The sequence below is a fragment of the Amycolatopsis orientalis DSM 40040 = KCTC 9412 genome, assembly GCF_000478275.1.
Lineage (GTDB): Bacteria > Actinomycetota > Actinomycetes > Mycobacteriales > Pseudonocardiaceae > Amycolatopsis > Amycolatopsis orientalis.
Genome location: NZ_ASJB01000074.1, coordinates 68,395 through 85,084, shown reverse-complemented (window position 1 = coordinate 85,084; position 16,690 = coordinate 68,395). Strand labels below are relative to the sequence as shown.

The following is a 16,690-nucleotide window of genomic DNA, read 5'->3' as shown; positions in this document are numbered from 1 at the left end:
CGGTGGTCAGCGTCCGGTGGAACCGTCGGTCAGCTCGCGCAGGATGTCGGCGTGTCCCGCGTGCCGCGCGGTCTCCTCGATCAGGTGGGTCAGCGTCCATCGCCTCGACGCCGAACGCGGACCCGCTCCGGAGAGGTCGTCCCAGGACGCGATCTCGTCGTTCGTCGCGGCGATGGTTTCCCGGTACGCGGCGAGAACCGTCGCGGTCGTCGCGTCCGGGGCCGGATGGAAGGTCGCCTTCCAGTCGGTGACCTTCTCGCCGAGCAGCCAATGCCGTTCCACCGCGGCCAAATGGCCGACGAGGCCGAGCAGGTTCGTGCCCGACGGCACCCCGGGAACCCTCGCGCGGGTTTCCGGCACCCCGTCGACCTTGGCCGCGACGGCGGCGCGCAGGTAGTCGAGGAAGCCGACGAGGACGTCCTTCTCGCCGGGGCCCGTCGACGGCGGCCCGATGTCGCGTTTCCGCCGGGCGCTCATCGCCGGGGCCCCGGAATCCGCCGGAGCACCAGGACGTGGTCGACGACGGTCGCGGTCCGGCCGGCCGGACCGGTCGCCTGACGCGCCAAGGCATCGGCGCGTTCGATCGGCCATTCCACGGGATCGAGGGCCAGCTCTTCGGCCACTTCCCGCGGTGCCGGGTACCGGAGGTCCGGATCCTGGTTCCACGACCACGGCGCGGTCGAGCCGTGATCGACGACGACCAGCCGTCCGCCCGGGTTCAGCGCCTGGGCGGCGGTCCGCAGCACGCGGGCGCGGTCGAGTTCGAACGGCGTGTGGAAGTACTGCGCGGACACCAGATCGAAGGTGCCGTCGGGAAAGTCCTGGGCGAGATCGACACGGAGCGCCGTGATCGGCTCACCGCGCTCCTGGAGCGAGCGCACCGCCGATCCGGAGATGTCGACCGCGGTGACCCGCCAGCCCCGTCCCGCCAGCCACAGCGCGTCTCCCCCGCCGCCGCAGCCGAGGTCGAGCGCGGCCCCCGGCCTGAGCGGCCCGGCGATCTCGGCCAGCCTCGGATTCACTTTCGGCGCCGCGGTGGCTCGCCGGTCATAGAGCTCATCCCAGAATTCCGTGGCACGGTCCGGAGCGTTCATTTTCACCTCGCATGGTCTGTTCCGGACCACCTTCGCCCTGGTCACCGGGAAAACGCACGAAAACTTGCCGAGGTGGCAAGATCGACGGCATGGCGGACGAGACGGACGAGGTACTGGACGCGGTGGGCCCGAGGTTGCGCGCCCTGCGCAAGCACCGGGGACTGACCCTGGCCGATCTGTCGGCGTCGACCGGGATTTCGGAAAGCACCTTGTCCCGGCTGGAAAGTGGCGGGCGGCGGCCCACCCTGGAACTACTGCTGCCGCTGGCTCGGGTGCACGGCGTCCCCCTCGACGACCTCGTCGGCGCCCCGCGCACCGGCGATCCGCGGATCCATCTGCGGCCGATCCACCGCCACGGGATGACCTTCCTGCCGCTCACCCGCCGGGCCGGCGGGGTGCAGGCCTTCAAGATGCTCATCCCCGGCCGCGACGAACCGGCGGAGCCCGCGCCGAAGACCCACGGCGGCTACGAATGGGTGTATGTCCTCAATGGACGGTTGCGGCTGGTGGTCGGCGACCGCGACCTGATCCTGCCTCCGGGCGAGGCAGCCGAATTCGACACGTCGCTCCCGCACTGGCTCGGCTCCGCCGACGGCGGCGCCGTCGAAACCCTCGTCCTGTTCGGACCGCAGGGTGAACGCGCCCACGTCCGGGCGCGTTCCTGAAGCCCGCCGTGTCTGCTCAGCGGCAGCTCCGGTCCGCGGGCAGCTCTCCGCCCACGAGGTAGTCCCGCACCGCCGTGTCGACGCACCGGTCACCCTTCAGGAAGACGGAGTGCCGGAACGCCCCTTCCACCGTCACCAGACGCGAACCGGCGAGAGCCCGGTGCATGGCGAGCTGCCCGGCGTAAGGCGTCGCGGGATCGCCGGTCGAGCCCAGGAGCAGGGCCGGAGCGGCGTTGTGGATCCGGGTGGCGGGTTCCGCGGGCGCCACGGGCCAGAACGCGCACGGGGTGATGTTGCGGGCCAGCGGGCCGAACAGCGGCTCGGCGGCCCGATGGTCCTGGATGTCCCGGAAGTACGTCGCCGGGTCGCGGGAGGTCGCGCGATCGGCGCAGACGACCGGCGTGCCGGCCCGGTCGGTCGCGGAACCGGATCCGGTCGTCAGGCCGTCGAGCAGCGCGGCCAGCGCCGGAGCGGGCGTCGGATGCAGACCCGCGGCGGCGTCGCGGAGGGTACGTACGGTGTCGACGAAGCCGGCCTGTGCGGCGGGGCGGTCGTCGTAGAGGTGCGCGAAGAACAGGTAGGGCACCATGTGACCGTCCACTGTGTACTTCCCGACCCGGAGCGGCCGCCGCTCCGCCGTCCGCGCGATGTCCCGCACGGTCGTCACGACCTCGTCCGCGGTGTCCCCCAGCCCTTGTCCCACGGCGCTCTTCGCCCAGTTCCGCAACGCGGCGTCGACAGCCGGGGCGGTCTGCCGGAGCAGCCCGGGCCCGAACGCCTCCGGATCCACCGACGAGTCGAGCACGAACCGGTCCGCTCGCGCACCGAACATCTGGAGGTACACCGCGCCGAGGTAGGTCCCGTACGACGCGCCGAGGTAGGAGATCTTCCGTTCGCCGAGCGCGGCGCGCACGACGTCCATGTCCCTGGCGGTGTTGCGGGTGGACGCGGCCCGCAACAACTCGGGATCGTTGCCCGAGCAGCCGCGGGCCAGCTCCTTCGCGAGTCTCACGCTCTCACCGAACGTGCGGAGGGTCGGCCCGGCCGAGCGCGCGAACGTGTCGGTCTTCCAGTCGCACCGCAGCGGTGAACTGCGCCCGACGAACCGGGGATCCAGGCCGACGAGGTCGTACCGGGCGGCGATCTCCGGCATGAGCGGCCCGGCCAGGACCAGCTCCATGGCGGGGCCACCCGGTCCGCCCGGGTTGAGCATCAGCGTGCCGCGGCGGCGCGCGGGATCGGTGGCCTTGATCCGCGCCAGTGCGAGGGTGATCCCGCGCCCTTTGGGACGGCGGTGGTCGACCGGCACGACGACGTCACCGCACTGCGCGCCCGCCTTGTCCAGCTCGGTGCCAAGACGGTCGCCGGGGCCCGTCGCGCATCCGTGCCAGGTGATCGAAGGCGAAGCGGTGGCGGGCGCCGCCGGGGCCAACACCCCGGCGACGAGCAGCGCCACCACGATGGCTGTTCTCTTGGGCAACGCGAACTCCTTGAGGTCTGACGAAATCGTTGACCTCAGGCTAGGGACGCACCCGCCGGCGAGGCGTCCGTCTCCAGGCTTATCCGTCTAGCCTCGGCGGGGGTTTTCAGGAGCTGAAGGGCGCTTTCCCCGCATGCGATGCGGGGAAAGCGCCCTTCGCCGCGTGAGATGAGGGGAAGGGGCCCTTCAGCCCCTCCACTCACGACCAGGCGGTCACCGATCGCGTTCCTTGGCGAAGAGCGACTTCGACCAGCCGTACCCCACGATCGACAGCACCGCGCACCAGCCGACGGCGAACCAGCCGCTGTCGCCGATCGGCGTGCCGAGCAGCAGGCCCCGGATGGTCTCGATGACCGGGGTGAACGGCTGGTAGTCGGCGAACCAGCGCAGCCACGCCGGCATCGAGTCGGTGGGCACGAAACCGCTGCCGAGGAAGGGAAGCAGCATGAAGATCATGGGTGTGTTGCTGGCCGTCTCGACGCTCTTGGCCGCCAGCCCCAGCGCCACCGACAGCCAGGTGAGCGCGATCGTCAGGAGCAGCAGCAGGCCGGCGGTCGCGAACCACTCGCCGACCCCCGCCGTCGGCGAGAACCCGATGAGCAGCGTCACCCCGAACACGACGGCGAGGGCGAACGCCGTCTGGATGAGCGCGCCGACGACGTGCCCCGTCAGCACCGAGGCCTTGCTGATCGCCATGGTGCGGAAGCGGGCGATGATGCCCTCGGTCATGTCGGTCGCGACGGAGATGGCGGTGCCGAGGGCGGCGCTGCACACGGTGACGAGCAGGATGGCGGGCGTCACGTAGCCGACGTACTCGGCGCGCCCACCTCCACCGCCGAGCCCGTTCCCGAGTGTGCCGCCGAAGACGTAGACGAACAGCAGCAGGAACACGATCGGCTGGCCGATCAGCATGATGGTGAGCGACGGATACCGTCGCATATGCCGGATGTTGCGGCGCAGCATGGTCGCCGAGTCGCGCATCGAGAGGGACAGGCTGGTCATCGGGCCATCTCCTTGGTCGTGTCGGTCCGGTGACCGGTGAGGCTGAGGAACACGTCGTCGAGATCCGGGGTGTGCACGGTGAGGCTGTCGACCGCGACGGCTTCGGCGTCCAGCCGGTCCAGCACGGCGCGGACGGCGGTGACGCTGCCGTCGGTCGGCACGCGCAGCACCAGGGATTCTTCGTCCGAAGTGGACACTCGAAGCGCACGGGTCGCGTCACGCAACGAGACGGCGTCGGAGAACTTCAGCTGCATATGCCCACCGGGCACGCGCCGCTTCAGTTCGTCGGGCGTGCCCAAGGCGACGACCCGGCCGCCGTCGAGTACGGCGACGCGGTCGGCGAGCTGGTCGGCCTCCTCCAGATACTGCGTGGTGAGGAAGATCGTCACGCCGTCGCTGACGAGGTCGCGGATGATCTGCCACATGGTGCGGCGGCTGCGCGGGTCGAGACCGGTGGTCGGCTCGTCGAGGAAGATGACCTTGGGGTCGCCGATCAACGTCATCGCCAGATCGAGTTTGCGGCGCATGCCGCCCGAGAAGGTGGCTGGTGTCTTCTTGGCGGCATCGGTCAGCTCGAAGCGTTCCAGGAGTTCGGCGGCACGCTCGCGCCCCGCACGGCGCGGCAGATGGTGCAGATCCGCCATGAGGAACAGGTTCTCCTCGCCGGTGAGGAGATTGTCGACCGCGGAGAACTGGCCGGTGAGGCCGATGGCGGCGCGGACGCCGTCCGGGTCGGTGGCCAGATCGGATCCGGCGATGGTCGCGCCGCCGCCGTCCGGACTGACCAAAGTGGACAGGATGTTGACCGTGGTGGTCTTGCCCGCGCCGTTGGGGCCGAGCAACGAGAAGACGGTGCCGGTCGGGACGTGCAGGTCTATGCCGTCCAGTACGACCTTGTCACCGTAGGACTTGCGCAGGCCGGTCGCGGAAATGGCCGGGTGGCTCATGTGGATTCCCCCTGAGGTTCAGTGACCCGATCGGGTCAGGAACGGCGAATGACGATGTCGCCGACGGCAGTGCCGGCGTGGACCTCGACCTTGTCGGCCGCGGCATCGGGCCCCGTGGCGGCGTCCATCTCGTTGATGACCCGCCCGAACCGGGTGTTCACGTCGAGCCAGGCCGCGCTGCCCGCGCGGATGCCGATCTCGACGTCGCCCATCGACGTCTCGAGGGAAAGCGTGCCTCGGGCGGCGTCGAGCACGCGGACCGAACCGTTGGCGGTCTTGGCTTCGACGCCGGCATCGGCCCGGTCGACGGTGATGTCGCCGTTGGCCGAGCGGAGGCGGATCGAGTCACCGGCCATCTCGATCGTGGTGGCGCCGTTGGAGTTCTTGACCACTCCGGTGCCCTCGATCGTTCCGATGTGCACGCGACCGGAACTCGTGCTGATGTCGGCGTTGCCCTCGACGTGTTCGACGACGATGCTCCCCGACGCGGAGTGCACTTTCAGTTCGCCGGTGTGGTCGAGCCGGATGTGCCCGGTGCCGGACTTGTAGCGGCAGACGCCGAGCCGTCCGGTCGCGGTGAGGTCGCCGAGGCCGGTACTCCCCTGCACCCGGGAACCGGCGGGCAGTTCGATGGTCACGTCGATCGACCTCGTCCGGTTGGAGAAGTCGAGCAGGCGCATTTTCGGCGCCCGCACGGTCAGCGTGCCGCCGGAGAACTCGACGACGGTCCGCTTCGCGGCGTCCACATCGGACTCGTTGTTCTCGTCGAGCGGAGCGACTTCGACGACGGTGTCCGTGCGGTCGCCGGCGACGATGCGAATGTTGCCGACGACCGGTTCGAGATCGGCCAGAATGGGTTCCGGGGTGGCGAAAGTAGGCATGGTTGTCCCCTCGAAGGTGATGTGATCGGTGTTTGTGCTGGTCGGAGTACTAGCTGACCCAGCCGGTGTAGCGCTGGGCGGCGCGACGGCCCACCACCCCCGGCGAGCCGGGCGTGGCCGGCCGTTCCGCCGGCTGCAGCGCGGCGGACGCGGCACGCACGAGCCACGCGTTGACCGAACGGCCTTGTGCGGCCGCGGCCTCTTCGATCCGTGCTTTGAGGTGTTCAGGCAGCCGGAAGTTGATCCGGGCCGTGGCGCCCTCTTCGTCCGCCGGTGACGGTGCCGGGGGCTCCGGCGCCGAAGCGGCGGCAGGCCCGGACGGTTCGGCGGGCTCGGCCACGGGAGGCGTGACGGCGAAGCTGGCTTCCCCGGCGCGCAGCCGGACCTCGACCGAACCGGGCGCGAGATCCCGCGTGATCTCGTCGGACGCGGCGGACAACGCGTCCAGCAGGGCGAGCCGGATGGCCGACGCGAGCGGCGCCGTCAGGCGTTCGGCGAGTGCGCTCGCCTCGGGCCCGCCCGCCTCGGCGGCGAGGGCGAGTTCCCGGCGAACGTTGTCCACGAAAGGCGTCAGGTCCATGACGCCATCATGGCACCACAGTGGCGCCATAGCAAGTCCAAGTTGGCGCCAGCATGCGCCACTTTGGCGTTTTCGCAGCTCAGGTCCCTAATCTGGGGCAATCAGTCGACTGAACGCGTATTCGTCCGAGCACGAGGTGCCCATTCGGTCATTCTCTTCTGACCGGGGAACCAGCGCCCGGCCGAAGACGTTGCCGCGGCTTTCCCGGCGGGTGAGGATTGCCGCGAGCCGCCGGAAGACGGGGAGCGACCTGCCGTCAGGCGCTGGGGGTCGCCGAGGCAGGTCGCTACCCGGGTACCGAGGTCCCCAGGCGAAATCCACGCTACAAGAACTCCGCCCGCTCGCGCGGGCAAGGCTTTGTGCCCTGGCGGCTCTTGACAACCGATGTTCCACAGTGGACACGGCACCGTCCGGACCGGACAGGAGACGAACGTATGGAAGCGGCAGTCCGGGTGAGCGTGTGCGCCCTCGACCCGATCACCGAGGCCGGGATGGCCGACCGACTCGGGAACCAGACCTCCGTGCGGGTGGTCGACGACCGGGCGCGGGACGAAGCCGAAGTCGTCGTCGCCGCCTTCGACCGGCTTTCGGCCGACGCGGTCGCCGCGCTGCGTGCGGTCACGACCGAATTCGGCAAGCCGATCGTGCTGGTGACCGACCGGATCGAGGCGGGCGGGCTCGCGGCCGCGGTGGACTGCCGGGTGGTCGCCATCCTGCCGCGTTCGGCCGTGACCGGCACCCGGGTGGCCGACAGCGTCCGCCTCGCCGCGTCCGGCGGCGTGGGTTCGCCCTCCGAGCTACTCGGCAAGCTCGCCGAAGACACCGAGCGGCTCCACCGGGAGGTGCTCGCGCCCCGCAGGTCGTCCGGGACCGGTCTCTCCCCGCGCGAGACCGACGTCCTGCGCCTGATGGCCGACGGGTTCGACACCGGCGAGATCGCCGTCGAACTCTCCTATTCGGAACGGACGGTGAAGAACATCATCTACGCCGTCACCGATCGGCTGCGGCTGCGGAACCGGTCGCACGCGGTGGCCTACGCGATCCGGGAGGGAATGATCTGAGGGCGCCGGTCAGATGAGGCCTTCGCGGAGCGCGTAAGCCACGACGTGTGTGCGGTTGCGCAGGCCGAACCGGCTGAGCAGGCCGTGGAGGATGTTCTTCACGGTCCTGTCGGAGTACGCCACGCGCCGGGCGATCTCACCGGTGTCGAACCCGTCGGCGAGGAGCCGGAGCACCTCGGTCTCCCGCGGCGACAGTCCGCTGAGCGTGATCTCGCGCGGTTCCAGAACTTCCTTGTGCAGCCGCGAAATCCCCCGCAGGAGACTGCCGAGCTGGTCGGCGGGCAGATCGCCCCGGCCGGCGTGGGCGTCGGCGACCGCGCGCAGCAGCCGCGCGGGCGTCGCCTCGGAACGCGTGACGACGACGGCGAGCCCGCGTTCCACCGCGGCCCACAGTTCGGCCTGTTTCGGCTGATCGGCGACCAGCACCAGCCGCGCGGGCCCCACCGGGATCCGGTGGGGCTCGGCTCCCGCGACCGCGACGAGGACCTCGGCCGTCGCCGGATCGTCCCGCAGGACGATCCCCGGACCGGTGCCCAGCGCGCTGCGCAGACCGGCCCGGACGAGCGGGTCGTCGGCGTACACCGCGACCCGGATCTCACGGCGCTCCTCGGTCCGGACGCCCGCCCGGACGGACGTCGTCATGATCGTCGTCATGTTTCCAGGTAACCGGCTCCGGAGAAGGCGCGACAAGCGCAACCAGGGGGCAGCTTTTCGCCGCCGGAAGCCTGCCGGTTGAATGGACCGCGGTGAAACCGGTGGAGGCGGGCGACAAGCGGTCGGTGTTCGGAAAGCTCCTGCTCGAACACCGGCGGGCCGCGGGGTGGACACAGGAGCGGCTGGCCGAGGCCTCCGGGCTCAGTGTCCGCGCCCTGCGCGAACTCGAACACGGCCGCGCGCGGGCCGCCCAGCAGCGCTCCGCCGAAGTGCTCGCCGACGCGCTCGGCCTGACCGGCGGTGACCGGGAGTTCTTCCTGACCGTCGCCAAACAGGGGCGTCGCCGGAACCCGGCGCTGGCCGATCAGGCCGCGGCGACCTGCGCGCTTCCCGCGCCCCTCTCGGATCTGTGCGGCCGCGAAAGCGAACTGCAGCAGCTGGCGGCGAAGGTGGCCGAAGGCGGTGGCGTGGTCGCGATCGTCGGGCAGGCCGGGGTCGGGAAGACCGCGCTCGCGGTGACGGCGGCGGACCGGATGCGCGGGGATTTCCCCGGCGGCCGTTTCGCGGTGAATCTGCGCGGGATGGACGAAGAACCGCTGAGCGCCCGCGAGGCGCTCGACCGGCTTCTGCGCGCGCTGGACGTCGCCCCGGGACAGGTGCCCGCCTCCGAAGGCGAACGGTCGGCGTTGCTGCGAAGGCTGCTCGAAGGACGGAAAGTCCTGCTGTTGCTCGACAACGCCGCCGACGAGGCGCAGGTCCGGCCGCTGCTGGTCACCGGGCCGGACTCCCTCACCCTGATCACCTGCCGCCGTACGCTCGCCGGGCTCGAGGGCGCTCGCTGGCTGGGGCTCGAGCCGCTTTCGGACGGCGGCGCGACCGGTCTTCTCGGCATGATCGTCGGCGCGGACCGGGTGCGCGCGGAACCCGCCGCGGCGCGGGAACTCGTCGAGCTGTGCGGGTATCTGCCGCTGGCGGTCCGGATCGCGGGCAACCGCCTCGCCACCCGGCCACAATGGACACTGGCCCAGCTGGCCGACCGGCTGCGCGACGAAGGCACCCGGCTGCGCGCGCTCGCGGCTGGCGATCTTCAGCTGCGCTCGGCGTTCGACCTGTCCTATCGCGCGGTTTCGGCCGGGGCGCGGCTGCTGTTCCGGCGGCTGGCGACCGTACCGGGCGCCGACTTCGGCCTCGAACTCGCGGGCGTCGTGTCCGGCGCGGCCGCCGCCGACGTCCGCGACCAGCTCGACGAACTCGTCGACGCCAGCCTTCTGCAGACCACGGCCGTCCCGGAACGGCACCAGTTCCACGACCTGATCCGCCTGTTCGCCGAGGAACGGTTCGAGGCGGAGGAGGACCCGGCCGAGCGGGACACCGTGCTCGCCCATCTGCTCGGCAAGGCGACCGAAGTGGCCCGCTTGTTCTACCCGGGCGCGCCGGAGACCGGGCGCTTCGGCACGCGGGACGAGGCAGGCCCCTGGCTGGACGTCGAAGGCGAGAACTGGGTCGCCGCGCAACGGGTGGCGGCGCGGCGGGGCTGGCATCGGGAGGTCAGCGATCTCGCCGTCGCGCTGCATTGGTACTCCGACGGGCGGAGCGGGCAGCGGCCGTGGTGGGAGATCTTCTCGCTCGGCGCGGACGCGGCGAGGGCGCTCGGAAACGCCGCGGACGAAGCGAAACTGCTCAACTTCGTCGGCTGGGCCTGCAATGTGTGTCTCGACGACCACGACGGCGCCGTGGCGGCGCACCGTCGCGCGCTGGAGATCGCCACCCGCATCGGGGACCGCGTCGAGCAGACCTGGGCGTCCATCTACCTCGGTCAGGCGCTGCGCTACGCCGGGGAACCCGCCGAAGCGTTCGACTTCGCCAAACGCGGGTACGAATCGGCCGGCGAACTGCCGTTCTGGAACGGGCAGAGTTCGGCGAGGAACGTCTACGGGCAGGCCTTGCTCGCCGCCGGGCGGCATTCCGAAGCGCTCTCGGTCCACCAAGCCGTCCTCGACGACGCCGAACGGCTGGCCGCCGACACCTACCCCGGTCTTCACCGGATGCTGAAGGCACTGACCCTGCGCGCCATCGGCGACGTACACGGGGCTCTCGCCGAATGGCGGGAGGCTGCGGGCTGCTATCGCGCCGGGCGGTGGCTGTCGTGGGAAGGCGGATTCGGCTCGATGGAAGCGATCTGCGCGCTCCGCGAAGGCCGCGCCTGGCGGGAGGCGGGCGCCGTCGAGGAGGCCAGGGAATGTCTCACCCTGGCCGTCGAACTCTCCCCCGAGCCCGGCTTCCGCGCCCGCCGGGAACAGGCACTGGCCGAACTCGCGCTCCTGCCCACTCAAGCCTCGTGAGTGGTAATGACGGTTCTAACCCTCATTACCACTCACGAGCCCGGCAACTAAGCTTCGTGCCGACGAGGCGGGAGGGCCGATGACGGACGCGGACGGGCAGAGCCCGCGAGAGCGCTACCGCGACCAGGTGCGCGCGGAGATCAAGCAGCACGCGTGGGAGCAGATCGCCACCGCCGGGGTCTCCGCGCTGTCGCTCAACGCGATCGCCAAACAGGTCGGCATGAGCGGCCCGGCCCTGTACCGGTACTTCGCCAGCCGCGACGACCTCATCACCGCGCTCATCCGAGACGCCTACCGAAGCCTCGCCGACACCGTCCGGGCGGCGTTCGACTCCGGCGCCGATCTGACCGGGCTCGCGGTCACCATCCGGGACTGGGCCCGGAGCGATCCGCAGCGCTATTTCCTCATCTACGGCACGCCCGTCCCCGGCTACCACGCGCCCGAGGACACCACCGCCATCTCGAAAGAAGTCATGGCGGTGCTGCTCGAAGCCTGCGCCGCGATCACCGTGGACCGGCCGGAGACCCCGTTCGACGCGCATTTGGACAGCCATCGCGAATGGGCGGACGGCCATCCGGCCGCGTCGGCGACCCTGCACCGCGCGCTCGCCTTCTGGACCCGCCTGCACGGCGTGCTCTCGCTCGAACTCGCCGGCCACTTCACCGGGATGAAGTTCGACCCCGACCTGCTGATCGCGGACGAACTGGACGACCTCACCACGCGGTGACCGGCCTTCGCCGAACCTTTTCGCCCCGCCAGGCGTCTTGCCTTGTGAAGCCGGGGAAGTCAGCGGTGCCGATGTTGACAGCGTCCGTCGCTCGTTATAGCTTCTAAGTATAGCTAGAACCATTCACTGCGGATCGGTCGCCACCACGCCACCCGACGGCCGACAGCCGGTCCGCCTGCCCGTTTCCGGGTTCCGAGCGCTTCGGATGGGGACTTCGATCATGAATCGCGGAGGGAAGAGCACCAGGGGGACCGGCCGCGTCAGGGTCGCCGTGCACGCCCCGGACGTCCTGGCCGGACTCGGTGCGACGGCCATTCTCGGTGCCGACGAGCGGCTCCAGGTACTTTCCGGCACCGACCTCGGCCTGGCCGAAGTGATCGTGACCGTCGGGGATTCGGTGGGCGACGCGGTTTTCACGTTCCTGCGCCGGGTTCGTGCCGCGTCTTCGCTGGAGCCACCTCCCCGGTGCGTGATCGTCACCGACCATTTCCCGGTCCAGGTCCTGATGACGGCGATCGAATGCGGGATGGCCGCGCTGCTGCCGCGGCGCGACCTCGACGGCGAGCACCTGGTGCGGACGACCCTCGCGGTCAGCCAAGGCGCCGGGGCGCTGCCGCCCCGCTTGCAGGGCAGCCTGCTCTCCCAGCTCGAGCGGATCCAGGAGGATTTGCTGGCGCCCAACGGTCTCGCGCTGTCCGGGTTGTCCGACCGGGAACGCGAGGTCCTCCGCCTGCTGGCCGACGGCCACGGCACGGAGGAGATCGCGGCCGAACTCGCCTACTCGGAGAGCACGGTGAAGAACGTCCTCCACCGGGTGATGACGCGCTATGGCCTCAACAACCGCACGCACGCCGTCGCCTTCGCCCTGCGCACCGGCTCCATCTGAAGGATCGCCGTCACACCTGACGGGAAGCCACGTTCGAAGGAGCGGGTGCCGTGGGGCGTGCGGAGCCGAAGACCCAGGACGCAGGCCGACGATGGAGGATTTGGGACGTTCGACGTCCCAAATCCTCCACGCTCGAAGCTCTGATGGCCGTCCAGAATGGACGCGCGAAAAGCAAGGTGAACTGAAGTCTTTTCCCCGCCCCCTTCAATTTATAGCGGACATGGGGGCTTGCGGCAAGGCCGGGGTCATCCCCCAGAATTGCCCGCCGAAAGCCAAAACCTGCGGAAATGGGAGTCGCGAAGTGCGTGTTTTGTTGACGACGTGGGGGTCACGCGGGGATGTCGAGCCCTTGGCGGGGCTCGTGCTGGGTTTGCGGGAACTCGGCGCGGAAGCGCGGGTGTGCGCGCCGCCGGACGAGGAGTTCGCGGCGTTGCTGGAGCAGGTCGGGGTGCCGCTGGTGCCGCTCGGTCCGTCGGTACGTTCGGTGGTCGCCGGTCCGAAGCCGCCGACGGGGGAAGACGCGCTGAAGCTCGCCCCGGCCCTGGTCGCCGCGCGGTTCGAAACGCTCACCGCGGCGGCGGAGGGTTGTGACGTGCTCCTGGCGACCGGTCTGCTGCCCGCCGGCGCGCGGGATGTGGCCGAGAAACTCGGAATTCCTTACGTGTACGCGTGTTTCCACATTTTCGGGCTGCCGTCGCGGCATTTCGCGCCGGGGCAGCGACCGGGGACGCCGTCCCCGGAGGGCGAGACCGACAAGCGGGTGCTGTGGCGGCAGGACGCCGAACGCGTGAACGCCCTGTACGGCGGGGCGCTCAACAGTCATCGGGCGGCGATCGGGCTGCCACCGGTGGACAACGTCCGCGACCACGTCTTCACCGGCAGTCCGTGGCTGGCGGCGGACGAGACCCTGTGTCCGTCGGAGGGGATGACGGACCTCGACCTCGTCCAAACGGGAGCGTGGATCCGGCCTGACGACCGCCCGCTCCCGGAGGAGCTGGAGAGGTTCCTCGACGCCGGGACGCCGCCGGTGTACGTGGGCTTCGGCAGCATGGCCGCCTACGCGCCGAAGGACATCGCGCGGGTGGCCGTCGAGGCGATCCGGGCGCAGGGCAGGCGGGTCCTGCTCGGCCGCGGCTGGGCCGGGCTGGCGTCCGTCGACGACGCCGACGATTGCTTCGTCGTCGGCGAGGTCAACCAGCAGGCGCTGTTCCCCCGGGTGGCCGCCGTCGTGCACCACGGTGGCGCGGGCACCACGACGACGGCTTCCCGGGCGGGCGCGCCGCAGGTGATCGCCCCCCGGATCGCGGACCAGCCGCTCTGGGCCGCGAGGGTGGCGGAGCTGGGAATCGGGGTGGCACATCACGATCCGACGCCGACCGTCGAGTCGCTGTCCGCCGCGCTGACCACGGTCCTGAGCCCCGAAACCCGGACGCGGGCGAAGGCGGTGGCCGACAAGATCCGGACCGACGGAGCGACGGTGGCCGCGAAGCTGCTCTTCGACTTGGCCAAGGCGTCGTGACGGCTCGTGAGTGGTAATGACGGTTAGAACCGTCATTACCACTCACGAGAGGGTTTCAGCACCTCCTCGCACCACTGGCGGAAGGTCGTCGGCGTGGTGGCCTCCGCGGTGCGCGGTTCGACGTTGTCGAGCCCCGCTTCCTTGGCGGCCATCATGTCGGCCATTCCTCGCGCCATCGCTTCGGACCATCCGCGCACGAGCTGCGCCGCGCGGACGGCGTCCAGGGACACCCGCTGATACCGGACCGGCCGCCCGAGCACCTCGGACATGATCTCCGCGAGGTCGTTCTGCGACAGGTCTTCCGGGCCCAGCACCGGCACGTCGGCCACGCCGTGCCACGACGGATCGCGCAGCAACCGGGCGGCGGCCGCGGCGATGTCGCGGGTGGCGCACAGCGGTGCCTTGCGGTCGCCCGAGATCGGCGCGAAGAAGACGCCGTCGTTCGCGATCGACTCGGCCTGCCACAGCAGGTTGTCCATGAAGGTGGGCATCGTCAGTGCCCGGTAGCTCACGCCCGTCCCGGCGATCAGGTCGTCCATGGCCAGCGACGCCGAAACGTGCCCGGCATTCTTCGCGACGCCACGGCCGAGGGCCGAGACCCCGACCACCCTGGCCACGCCTTGCTTCTTGAATGCCTCGCAGGCCGGACGGGTGAAGTCGACGAAGGCGGGTTCGAGACTCTCGGCGCGCGGATCCGCGGCGACGAGCCAGAACACGGCGTCCGCGTTCGCGAAGGCTTCGTCGACAACGTCGGGGTCGCCGTGTGAACCCTTGACGACCTCGACGCGTTCGCGGACGTGATCGGGCAGGCGGGCGGGATCGCGGGCGATCACGCGGACCGGCTCGCCGCTTTCGAGCAGGGTGCCGAGCACCCGGCTGCCGATCTGTCCGGTCGGCGCGGTGACGACGATCATGAAGACTCCGAGGTGATAGGGGATTTCGACGTCACCCAGTCAAGGCCGGAAGGCCGCCGGACTGAAGGACCGGCTCGGTCGCCATTGATACCCTGGGGATATGAGTGACCTGGAGACGCGGCAGCTCAGGTACTTCGTCGCGGTCGCGGAGGAGCTCCACTTCGGACGGGCGGCCGAACGGCTTTCGATGGCGCAACCGCCCCTGTCCAGGGCGATCCGGGAGCTGGAACGACGGCTGGACGTCCGGCTCTTCGAACGCACCACCCGGCAGGTCATGCTGACGGGCGCGGGCGAGGTGTTCTTGCGGGACGCCAGGACCGCGCTGGAGGCCGTCGCCGCGGCGGAACGGCGAGCGCGTCAGGCCGGCCGTCCCGATCCCCGGCTGCGGCTGGCACTGAAGGCCGACCACGACGCCGGTCTGCTCCCGAAGATCATCGAGGCCTACGAAGCCGAAGACGGTGCCCTGCCGATCGAACTGGTCCTCGGCGGCCGGGGCGAACAACCTCGCCAACTCCGGGACGGCCGGGCGGACGTGGCGCTCGTCCCTTCCCCTTTCGACTCGCGCCGCCTGGACTTCGAGCCGTTGCTGACCGAACCCCGACTGGTGGCGCTGGCGGCGAACGATCCGCTGGCGGCGAGGTCGCGGCTGAGCCTGGCGGATCTGGCGGGGCGAGTCCTCCCCGACGGCGCTCCAGCCGACCAGGGACCGACGACCGGACCGCCCGCCACCGCGGCGGCACACGGTCCCGTCTCGGACCTGACGCAGATCTTCAAACTCGTCGAACTGGGCACGATCGTCTGTTTCCTGCCCGTGTCGGTGGCGGATCGCTACCGCCGCACGGGCATCACGTACCTGGCCGTCGACGACCTGGAGCCCACGACGCTCGCCGTGATGTGGCCCCAGGATTCCCGGTCACCGGCCGTCGCGGCCTTCGTCCGCGCGGCGACCACGGTGGTGACGACCGCCTACGCCCTCGGTCACCGGAGCTGAACGCCGCTCAGCGGCCGGTGCCCGTGGTTCCGTGACGACCGCCCGCCCAGGAACGAAACCGCGCCCACGGCGATGACGACGAGCGCGCAGCCCGCCAGTTGCGGCGGGGTCGGCCACTGGCCGAGCAAAACGGCTCCGAACAGGATCGCGGCGGCGGGTTGCAGCATGAGCACGGCGGATCCGCCGCTCGACGGCAGCGCCGACAGGGCCTTCCCCACGAGGAGCCAGCCGAGCACCTGCCCGGTCACGGCCAGCACGAGCAGCCACAGCAGCGCCGGAACGGGCGGCGTGACGTCGAGATTTCCGGCCACCAGACCGGAAACGCCGCCCACACTCGCGGAGGCCGCGGTCGCCGTGGCGAGCATCGTGGTGCGTCCGCCGCCTTCGTTCCCGGCGCGGCGCAACAGGATCAGATAGCCGGCGTAGGCGACGCCCGCCAGTACCGCCATGACCGTGCCGTACCAGGGATCGCTGCCCGCGGCACCGCCGTCCGCGAGTCCCCCGGCCAAGGCCGTCCCCGCCAGCATGAGCGGGATCGACAGCCAGAAGAACCGCGACGGCCGCTCGCCGAACCACAGCAGCCCGGCCAGCGGGACCAGGACGACCTGGACGTTGACCAGCGCCGTGGCGACCCCCGCGCCGACGGCGAGGATCGCCTCGCTCCACAGCACCATGTCGATCCCGAGCAGGACACCGGCGAGCAGATGCGCCGGGGCGGGCCGGTGCCCGCGTTCCCGGGTCAGCGCCAGGAACACGAGGATCGGCAAGGCGAACAGGCAGCGGAAGAACGTCGCCGTCGTCGAACTCACGCCGGACAACGCGACGAGCGGGGCGGACAGGGCGATGGCGAGGGCGCCGCGCAGGCCCTGCGCCCGGGGATCGGTAAGGATTCCGCGGTGGGACATGGCTTCGATTCGACCGTAGGGCGGCAGGGAGGACCAGCGAGA

17 protein-coding genes are annotated in these 16,690 nt (G+C 70.7%); 7 read left to right on the top strand and 10 right to left on the bottom strand.

The features are described from left to right. Positions 1-6: 6 nt before the first annotated feature. The gene (locus L324_RS26770; protein WP_037314432.1) at positions 7-477 is read right to left on the bottom strand and encodes a DinB family protein; all 471 of its coding nucleotides are present in this window, start codon (positions 475-477) and stop codon (positions 7-9) included. Continuing rightward, on the bottom strand, positions 474-1,094 hold the full coding sequence (locus tag L324_RS26765; RefSeq protein ID WP_037314431.1) for a class I SAM-dependent methyltransferase: 621 nt from the start codon (positions 1,092-1,094) through the stop codon (positions 474-476). Before L324_RS26765 ends, L324_RS26770 begins: the two co-directional genes overlap by 4 nt. Positions 1,095-1,183: 89 nt before the next feature. Here L324_RS26765 and L324_RS26760 point away from each other — a divergent pair, with 89 nt between their 5' ends. After that, positions 1,184-1,759, top strand: a complete 576-nt coding sequence (locus tag L324_RS26760; RefSeq protein WP_037314430.1) for a helix-turn-helix domain-containing protein — start codon at positions 1,184-1,186, stop codon at positions 1,757-1,759. Between the two features lie 16 nt (positions 1,760-1,775). Here the strand turns inward: L324_RS26760 and L324_RS26755 are convergent, their stop codons facing one another. From L324_RS26755 to L324_RS26735, 5 genes are all read right to left on the bottom strand, one after another. Beyond that, the gene (locus L324_RS26755) at positions 1,776-3,239 is read right to left on the bottom strand and encodes an alpha/beta hydrolase (RefSeq protein ID WP_037314429.1); all 1,464 of its coding nucleotides are present in this window, start codon (positions 3,237-3,239) and stop codon (positions 1,776-1,778) included. Positions 3,240-3,452: 213 nt separating this feature from the next. Then, positions 3,453-4,241 (bottom strand): ABC transporter permease, encoded by a 789-nt coding sequence (locus L324_RS26750; RefSeq protein WP_037314427.1) that lies wholly within the window; start codon positions 4,239-4,241, stop codon positions 3,453-3,455. After that, a complete protein-coding gene (locus tag L324_RS26745; protein WP_037314425.1) occupies positions 4,238-5,188 on the bottom strand; it encodes a daunorubicin resistance protein DrrA family ABC transporter ATP-binding protein in 951 nt (316 codons plus the stop codon). The genes L324_RS26750 and L324_RS26745 overlap by 4 nt, the downstream gene beginning before the upstream one ends. A 35-nt stretch (positions 5,189-5,223) precedes the next feature. Continuing rightward, on the bottom strand, positions 5,224-6,069 hold the full coding sequence (locus L324_RS26740; protein WP_037314423.1) for a DUF4097 family beta strand repeat-containing protein: 846 nt from the start codon (positions 6,067-6,069) through the stop codon (positions 5,224-5,226). Between the two features lie 49 nt (positions 6,070-6,118). After that, positions 6,119-6,649: a toxin-antitoxin system HicB family antitoxin gene (locus tag L324_RS26735; RefSeq protein WP_037314421.1), complete on the bottom strand. Its 531-nt coding sequence runs from the start codon at positions 6,647-6,649 to the stop codon at positions 6,119-6,121. A gap of 491 nt (positions 6,650-7,140) precedes the next feature. Between L324_RS26735 and L324_RS26730 the strand changes: the two genes are divergently transcribed. Beyond that, the gene (locus tag L324_RS26730; RefSeq protein WP_081736481.1) at positions 7,141-7,710 is read left to right on the top strand and encodes a helix-turn-helix transcriptional regulator; all 570 of its coding nucleotides are present in this window, start codon (positions 7,141-7,143) and stop codon (positions 7,708-7,710) included. 9 nt (positions 7,711-7,719) lie between these two features. Here L324_RS26730 and L324_RS26725 read toward each other — a convergent pair whose 3' ends face one another. Beyond that, entirely contained in the window at positions 7,720-8,364 is a 645-nt protein-coding gene (locus L324_RS26725) for a helix-turn-helix transcriptional regulator (protein WP_037314416.1), read from the bottom strand. A gap of 92 nt (positions 8,365-8,456) precedes the next feature. Here L324_RS26725 and L324_RS26720 point away from each other — a divergent pair, with 92 nt between their 5' ends. From L324_RS26720 to L324_RS26705, 4 genes are all read left to right on the top strand, one after another. Next, positions 8,457-10,706, top strand: coding sequence for an ATP-binding protein (locus L324_RS26720; RefSeq protein ID WP_051174116.1), 2,250 nt, complete (start codon positions 8,457-8,459; stop codon positions 10,704-10,706). A 79-nt stretch (positions 10,707-10,785) separates the two neighbouring features. Next, the gene (locus tag L324_RS26715; RefSeq protein WP_037314415.1) at positions 10,786-11,433 is read left to right on the top strand and encodes a TetR/AcrR family transcriptional regulator; all 648 of its coding nucleotides are present in this window, start codon (positions 10,786-10,788) and stop codon (positions 11,431-11,433) included. A 220-nt stretch (positions 11,434-11,653) separates the two neighbouring features. Further along, positions 11,654-12,319: a helix-turn-helix transcriptional regulator gene (locus L324_RS26710; RefSeq protein WP_051174119.1), complete on the top strand. Its 666-nt coding sequence runs from the start codon at positions 11,654-11,656 to the stop codon at positions 12,317-12,319. A 301-nt stretch (positions 12,320-12,620) separates the two neighbouring features. Beyond that, on the top strand, positions 12,621-13,838 hold the full coding sequence (locus L324_RS26705; protein ID WP_037314413.1) for a glycosyltransferase: 1,218 nt from the start codon (positions 12,621-12,623) through the stop codon (positions 13,836-13,838). Between the two features lie 35 nt (positions 13,839-13,873). Here L324_RS26705 and L324_RS26700 read toward each other — a convergent pair whose 3' ends face one another. Beyond that, positions 13,874-14,752 carry an NAD(P)H-binding protein gene (locus tag L324_RS26700; RefSeq protein ID WP_037314410.1) on the bottom strand — a complete coding sequence of 293 codons (879 nt, stop codon included), beginning with the start codon at positions 14,750-14,752 and terminating at the stop codon, positions 13,874-13,876. A gap of 100 nt (positions 14,753-14,852) precedes the next feature. Between L324_RS26700 and L324_RS26695 the strand changes: the two genes are divergently transcribed. Continuing rightward, the gene (locus L324_RS26695; protein ID WP_037314407.1) at positions 14,853-15,743 is read left to right on the top strand and encodes a LysR family transcriptional regulator; all 891 of its coding nucleotides are present in this window, start codon (positions 14,853-14,855) and stop codon (positions 15,741-15,743) included. On the opposite strand, the gene L324_RS26690 is transcribed toward L324_RS26695, so the two are convergent. Then, positions 15,731-16,648, bottom strand: a complete 918-nt coding sequence (locus L324_RS26690; protein WP_051174115.1) for a DMT family transporter — start codon at positions 16,646-16,648, stop codon at positions 15,731-15,733. The two genes, L324_RS26695 and L324_RS26690, sit on opposite strands and share 13 nt — an antisense overlap. Positions 16,649-16,690: the final 42 nt, after the last annotated feature.